Source organism: Bacteroidota bacterium, from assembly GCA_018831055.1.
Lineage (GTDB): Bacteria > Bacteroidota > Bacteroidia > Bacteroidales > B18-G4 > M55B132.
Genome location: JAHJRE010000184.1, coordinates 23,231 through 29,230 on the forward strand (window position 1 = coordinate 23,231; position 6,000 = coordinate 29,230).

At 43.2% G+C, this 6,000-nt stretch carries 7 protein-coding genes and 1 pseudogene; 6 read left to right on the forward strand and 2 right to left on the reverse strand.

Going from position 1 to position 6,000, the window contains the following annotated elements; translation table 11 throughout:
- The first annotated feature begins 3 nt into the window (after nt 1-3).
- The 3 genes from KKA81_11930 to yihA are packed head-to-tail and all read left to right on the forward strand — an operon-like array spanning nt 4 to nt 2,426.
- A complete protein-coding gene (locus KKA81_11930; GenBank protein ID MBU2651637.1) occupies nt 4-858 on the forward strand; it encodes a 1-acyl-sn-glycerol-3-phosphate acyltransferase in 855 nt (284 codons plus the stop codon).
- 5 nt (nt 859-863) lie between these two features.
- Entirely contained in the window at nt 864-1,790 is a 927-nt protein-coding gene (locus tag KKA81_11935) for a GNAT family N-acetyltransferase (GenBank protein ID MBU2651638.1), read from the forward strand.
- A gap of 6 nt (nt 1,791-1,796) precedes the next feature.
- Nucleotides 1,797-2,426 carry a ribosome biogenesis GTP-binding protein YihA/YsxC gene (gene yihA, locus KKA81_11940; protein ID MBU2651639.1) on the forward strand — a complete coding sequence of 210 codons (630 nt, stop codon included), beginning with the start codon at nt 1,797-1,799 and terminating at the stop codon, nt 2,424-2,426.
- Here the strand turns inward: yihA and KKA81_11945 are convergent.
- Both KKA81_11945 and KKA81_11950 read right to left on the reverse strand, forming a co-directional pair.
- The gene (locus KKA81_11945) at nt 2,419-2,745 is read right to left on the reverse strand and encodes an acetyl-CoA carboxylase biotin carboxyl carrier protein subunit (GenBank protein MBU2651640.1); all 327 of its coding nucleotides are present in this window, start codon (nt 2,743-2,745) and stop codon (nt 2,419-2,421) included. The genes yihA and KKA81_11945 overlap by 8 nt on opposite strands.
- A gap of 11 nt (nt 2,746-2,756) precedes the next feature.
- Nucleotides 2,757-4,303 (reverse strand): annotated as a pseudogene (locus KKA81_11950) (acyl-CoA carboxylase subunit beta).
- 149 nt (nt 4,304-4,452) lie between these two features.
- Between KKA81_11950 and KKA81_11955 the strand changes: the two are divergent.
- The 3 genes from KKA81_11955 to KKA81_11965 all read left to right on the forward strand — a co-directional run bounded on the left by KKA81_11955 (nt 4,453) and on the right by KKA81_11965 (nt 5,526).
- A complete protein-coding gene (locus KKA81_11955; protein ID MBU2651641.1) occupies nt 4,453-4,632 on the forward strand; it encodes a hypothetical protein in 180 nt (59 codons plus the stop codon).
- A 364-nt stretch (nt 4,633-4,996) separates the two neighbouring features.
- Nucleotides 4,997-5,239, forward strand: coding sequence for a hypothetical protein (locus tag KKA81_11960; GenBank protein MBU2651642.1), 243 nt, complete (start codon nt 4,997-4,999; stop codon nt 5,237-5,239).
- Nucleotides 5,230-5,526 carry a type II toxin-antitoxin system RelE/ParE family toxin gene (locus KKA81_11965; GenBank protein MBU2651643.1) on the forward strand — a complete coding sequence of 99 codons (297 nt, stop codon included), beginning with the start codon at nt 5,230-5,232 and terminating at the stop codon, nt 5,524-5,526. Before KKA81_11960 ends, KKA81_11965 begins: the two co-directional genes overlap by 10 nt.
- Nucleotides 5,527-6,000: the final 474 nt, after the last annotated feature.

A 6,000-nucleotide genomic window follows, 5' to 3' on the forward strand; every position in this document is an offset into this window, starting at 1 on the left:
TCTATGCAGGAGAAAAACAATTCTGAACCGGGTGTTGAGATCACAAAAAACTTTATAGATCTCAGGGGGGTTATAGCCAAAAAGAGTCCTACCCTGTTAAAAGTGTTACCATGGTTTGTATTGTCGTATCTGCGAAGGATCATTCATGAAGATGAGATCAATGATTTCATTTACCGGAACCGGAACTACTGGGGATTGGATTTTGCCAATGCCATCATGAGTGAGTTTGTCAGGAAGTTAACCGTTATTGGAGAAGAGAACATTCCCATAGATGGGAGGTATATCATAGTATCCAATCATCCTTTGGGTGGTTTGGATGGAATTGCATTGATTTCGGTTGCCGGTCGCAAAAGGCAGGATATTGTTTTTCCGGTGAACGACATCCTGATGAATATTCCCAATTTGCGTCCTTTATTTATTCCTATTAACAAGCATGGGAGCAATGCCCAGAATGTCAAAATCCTGAATGATACCTTTGCATCCGATCAGGTGATATTATATTTTCCGGCGGGAATGGTTTCCAGGAAAAGGAAGGGTGTGATCAAAGATCTTTCATGGAAAAAGACCTTTATCACCAAAGCCAGGGAATACAAGCGTGACGTTGTTCCGGCGTACATAGAGGGAAAGAATTCGGCTTTTTTCTATAACCTGGCCAATTACCGGAAGGCGTTGGGGATCAAGGCAAACCTTGAGATGCTGTACCTTGTGGATGAGACATACAAGCAAAGGGGAAAATCCATCACGATGACCTTCGGCAAGCCTATTCCCTATGAAACCTTTGACAGGAAGCATTCAGATACTTACTGGGCGGAAGAGGTCATGAAAACAGTTTACAATTTGCCATCAACCGTACAATAATAATTATGGAAACGATAATACTTCCGGTCGACCGCAACCTGATTGAGAAAGAGTTGAACGACGAAACTTTCATCAGGGATACCAACAACGGCAAGAACAAGATATATGTGATCACTCATCACAATTCTCCCAACACTCTGCGCGAGATAGGGCGTTTGCGGGAGATCTCCTTCCGTGATGCCGGTGGTGGTACCGGTAAATCACTGGATATTGACGAATACGATACTTCGGAGGTTCCGTTCAAGCAGTTAATTGTCTGGAATCCGCGTGACAAGGAGATCATAGGAGGATACCGCTTCATCCATTGCAAGGAGTTGCCGTTGAATGAAGATGGTACCATACGGACCCCAACCGCCAGGCTTTTCTGGTATTCCAAAAAGTTCATGGAAGAATATATTCCATATACCATAGAGCTCGGAAGGTCGTTCGTTCAGCCCTTTTACCAGCCAACCATCAACATCCGGGCAGGTATGTATTCATTGGATAACCTGTGGGACGGCCTGGGAGCAGTGGTGATCGATCATCCTGATGCAAAATTTCTGTTCGGAAAGGTGACCATGTATCCCCATTTCGATAAACTTGCCCGGGATCTCATCCTGTATTTCATTAGTAAATATTTCCCCGACAAGGATGAGCTTGTCCGTCCGCATGATCCATTACCTCTGGGGACTCCCAAAAAGATCCTGGAAAGTATTTTTGCCGGTTGTAATTATGATGAGAATTATAAGATACTGGTTCAAAAGATCAGGACCTTGCATGAAGGCATCCCGCCTTTGTTCAATGCTTATATGAATCTCTCTCCAACAATGAGGTATTTTGGAACGGCGATGAATACGCATTTTGGGAATGTTGAGGAGACGGGGATAATTGTAACCGTTAAGGATATTTACGATTACAAAAAAGACAGGCATATATCGACATACAAAAAATGATATAGGATGACATTTCCGGTTCACACGGCAGTTTTCCTGAAATCCATTAAAGAGATGGATAAGGCACCTCCTGCGAATTTGCCTGAATATGCTTTCATCGGGCGGTCGAATGTGGGGAAGTCGTCACTCATTAATATGATCACCAACCGTAAGAATCTGGCAAAAACATCTTCAACTCCGGGTAAAACTCAGTTGATAAATTTTTTCCTGATCAATGAGTCGTGGTATCTGGCGGATCTTCCCGGTTATGGTTATGCGAAGCGTTCAAAAGCAGACAGGGAATCGTGGGGGATCATGATACGGGATTACCTTATCCGGCGTAAGAATCTTGTAAGTGTGTTTATCCTGTTGGATGTCAGGCTGGAGCCTCAATCATCGGATATTGATTTTATCCATTGGCTGGGATCGGTTGAGTTGCCGTTTGTGCTGGTGTTCACTAAAGCAGATAAGCTTAGTAAGCTGGCATTGCGGCATAATATAGAGCATTACCAGAATTTCCTGTTGCAAACCTGGGAAGAATTACCTCAGATGTTCATTACATCGGTAACCGAAAACAGGGGGCGTGGGGAGATCCTTGATTTCATAAACCGGAACAATGAGTTGTTCCGGGAGTCATTTTCGCAACAGATCAATTGAGTTCGATCAGTAACTCGTTTTTAGCTACTGTCTTTCCTGGCTTGGCGTGAATTTCCTTTATAACCGAATCCATTGGAGCAACGATGATGTTGTTCATTTTCATGGCATCCAGGATAAGGAGTTTATCTCCGGTTTTTACCTTGCTGCCGGGTTTAACGAAAACCTTCCTGATCGTTCCGGGAATAAAAGCAGTGATAAGCCTTGGGTCTTTTTCCACGTATGTTTTTCGACTCAGGTATTTGTCGGTCAGTGTGGTTTTGTATTTCACGTAATCGACCGACAAGTACTGGTATTTTTGTTTATTATCCTGATCTTCCATGGTTATGTTGATTAGAATGGCGGGATGCCGTGTTTTTTTGCCGGAGGGGTAACCTGTTTCTGCCGGCTGATATCGAGGGCATGGATCAGTACTTTCCTGGTTTCGGAGGGGTCGATCACAGCGTCGACATATCCGTATGCGGCGGCCACGTATGGATTGGCAAACTTTTGCTTGTATTCCTTGATTTTCTGTTTTCTGACCTCTTCAGGATTTTCTGCGTTCTTGATCTCATTCCTGAAGATGATGTTAGCAGCGCCTTCAGGTCCATAACGGCAATTTCGGCGGTAGGCCAGGCACATACAAAATCGGCTTTCAGGTGGTGGGAGCACATGGCTATATAACCGCCGCCATAAGCTTTACGCAGGATGACCGTCAGTTTCGGTACCGTGGCTTCCGAGTATGCATACAAAACCTTTGCACCATGGCGGATCACGCCATTGTGTTCCTGGTCTACCCCGGGAAGATAACCCGGAAGGTCGACAAGCGTGACCAGCGGGATATTGAAAGCATCGCAGTAACGGATAAACCTTCCTGCCTTGTCGGAGGAGTCGACATCGAGCACACCTGCAAGCACCATGGGCTGGTTGGCCACGAACCCAACGGTATCCCCGTTGATCCTGGCAAAGCCTATCACAATATTCCTGGCAAATCTTTCCTGAACCTCCAGGAACTCCGAGTCGTCGACCAATGCCCGGATAACATCCCGCACATCGTATGGCTGTTTGGGATCGGTGGGCATGATGTTTTCAATCTTATACTGGCGTGCCTTAGGGGATTTCTTGGGGAAAGGATCGGCTTTTTTCGCGTTATTCCAGGGGATGTAACTGATCAGTTGTTTGATCTGGTCAAAACATTCCTGTTCGCTTTCGGCATAAAAATGTGCATTCCCGGTTATCTCCGCGTGGACTTTGGCACCGCCAAGGTCTTCCATGCTGATCTCCTCTCCGATGGTGGCTTTGATCACTTCGGGACCGGTAATGAACATCTTGGATATCTTATCGACCACAAAGACGAAATCGGTAAGAGCAGGAGAATATACTGCACCGCCGGCACATGGTCCCAGGATAACGGAAATCTGGGGTATCACTCCGGACGCCTGGGTGTTCCTGTAAAAGATTTCGCCATAACCGGCAAGACTGTTAACACCTTCCTGGATACGGGCCCCGCCCGAGTCGTTGATGCCGATCAAGGGTATCTTCAGCCGCATGGAATGATCCATGATCTTCACGATCTTCTTGGCATGCATCAGTCCCAGCGACCCCCCGGCAACCGTGAAATCCTGGGCATAAATACAAACAGGATGGCCGCTGATCATGCCGGTACCGGTGACAACACCGTCGCCGGGAAGCTGCTTCTTATCCATGTCGAAATCTTTAGCAGCATGCTCGACAAACAAATCGTATTCGTGGAAAGTATTGGGGTCCAAAAGAGTAAGTATGCGTTCCCTGGCTGTAAGCTTACCAATGGCCTTTTGTTTCTGAATCGCCTGCGATCCTCCGCCCTGCAAAGCTTCCTGCATTCTTCGCCTTAATTCAACTGTTTTTGTTTTTAAGACCATATTTTATTGATTTTTATAGGTTATCCGGCTATGGGAATATTTTTCCCTTTTCAGGAATTGATTTGGATTTTGGATATGTTTCCGGATACTACCATTGGGTTTTAGAAAAACTTTGCAAAATTATGCTTTTTTTATGAATTGACAATTTTTTGGATTTTCTCAAGACATTGCTGACGAATGTCGAAACCTACCCCGGCAGCGGCACCATCATCTGGAGAGGCAAAGATGATTTTGGAAATAAACTGCCCCAGGGCACCTATGTGGTGGCTATCAGTGTGAACGGGAAAGAAAGGGAGGGGGTGAAGGTTGTGCTGGGTGAGGCAGGATGAATTCTCAATTCTGTATTCTGTATTCTGTATTCTGTATGTACAATAGGATGGGCAATTGAATATTTTCCATTTGCAATGCATTGACAATATTAAATCGCCCATTGACAATCCAATTGACAATACAGAATACAGAATACAGAATCGCAAATCACTCCCGATTCGCCTCTCCTCTTCTTCTTACGTTACAACGTCATCTTCACCATTCTGATAAAAGGGACGATATCCCTGGAGAATAGCAGAGTGTCAATTTTCGATTACTAATTAATTGGGAGATGGCCTTTGTGTAAAAGTAAAAGTTTTGTTATTTTTGTAATGATTAGTAATAAATACCCTGAATCCCGGATTTGATAAAAGGAAGATTAACATGGATGCTCTCGAAATAAAAAATAATTTCCACAAGCTCATTGACAGCATTGATAATGATAATCTTTTAATCAATTTTTATAATCTCCTGAAAAACAGGTCCTCTGTTAAAGATGGTCAGTTATGGAGCCGGTTAACTCTGCAGGAACAGGATGAGCTTTATTTCACAATTGAAGAATGTGAAAGTGAAGACAATCTTATCCCCAACGAAGAAATGAAAAAGAAGCATAAAAAATGGCTTTAGAAATTAAGTGGTCAAAAAGAGCTGATTCAAAATTTGACACTATCCTGGAATACTTATCGATTGAATGGGGAGAAAAAAATACGGAATCATTTGTTAAAAAGGTATACGACTTTCTTGATATTTTATCAGAATTTCCTGAAATTGGAACTCTTGAAAATAAAGAAAAGGGAATACGAGGGTTTACAATTACAAAACAATTAAATGTTTTCTATCAAATAAGAGAAAATGATATTGTAATTTTAAACTTTTTTGACAACAGGCAAAGTCCCCAAAAAAGAAAGTTTTAATAAGTTTCCAAAGGGATATGAGGGAGTGTGAATTCTCAATTTTGTATTCTGTATTCTGTATTTTCAATAGGATAGGCAATTGAATATTTTCTATTTGCAATGCATTGGCAATATTAAATTGCCCATTGTCAATCCAATTGACAATACCGAATACAGAATACAGAATCGCAAATCATTCCCGATTCGCCTCTCCATCTTCCGCAATAACGTCGTCTTCCCCATCCCTTTTCCATGAGAAACAAAGATGATCCCGGGAACAGACTGCCCCAGAAAGCCTATGTGGTGGCTATCAGCGTGAACGGGAAGGAAAGGGAGGCGGTGAAGGTGGTGTTGGGAGGAGCAGGATGAATTCTGTATTCTGTATTCTGTATTCTGTATGTACAATAGGATGGGCAATTGAATATTTTCTATTTGCAATGCATTGGCAATATTAAATCGCCCATTGACAATCCGATTGACAATACAGAATACAGA

Bases quoted from the DNA above. Each gene is read 5' to 3' on its own strand.
- KKA81_11930 (MBU2651637.1), top strand. From the start codon at position 4: ATGCAGGAGAAAAACAATTCTGAACCGGGTGTTGAGATCACAAAAAAC.
- KKA81_11945 (MBU2651640.1), bottom strand. From the start codon at position 2,745: ATGGAAGATCAGGATAATAAACAAAAATACCAGTACTTGTCGGTCGAT.
- KKA81_11960 (MBU2651642.1), top strand. From the start codon at position 4,997: ATGGATGCTCTCGAAATAAAAAATAATTTCCACAAGCTCATTGACAGC.
- KKA81_11965 (MBU2651643.1), top strand. From the start codon at position 5,230: ATGGCTTTAGAAATTAAGTGGTCAAAAAGAGCTGATTCAAAATTTGAC.
- KKA81_11935 (MBU2651638.1), top strand. From the start codon at position 864: ATGGAAACGATAATACTTCCGGTCGACCGCAACCTGATTGAGAAAGAG.
- yihA (MBU2651639.1), top strand. From the start codon at position 1,797: ATGACATTTCCGGTTCACACGGCAGTTTTCCTGAAATCCATTAAAGAG.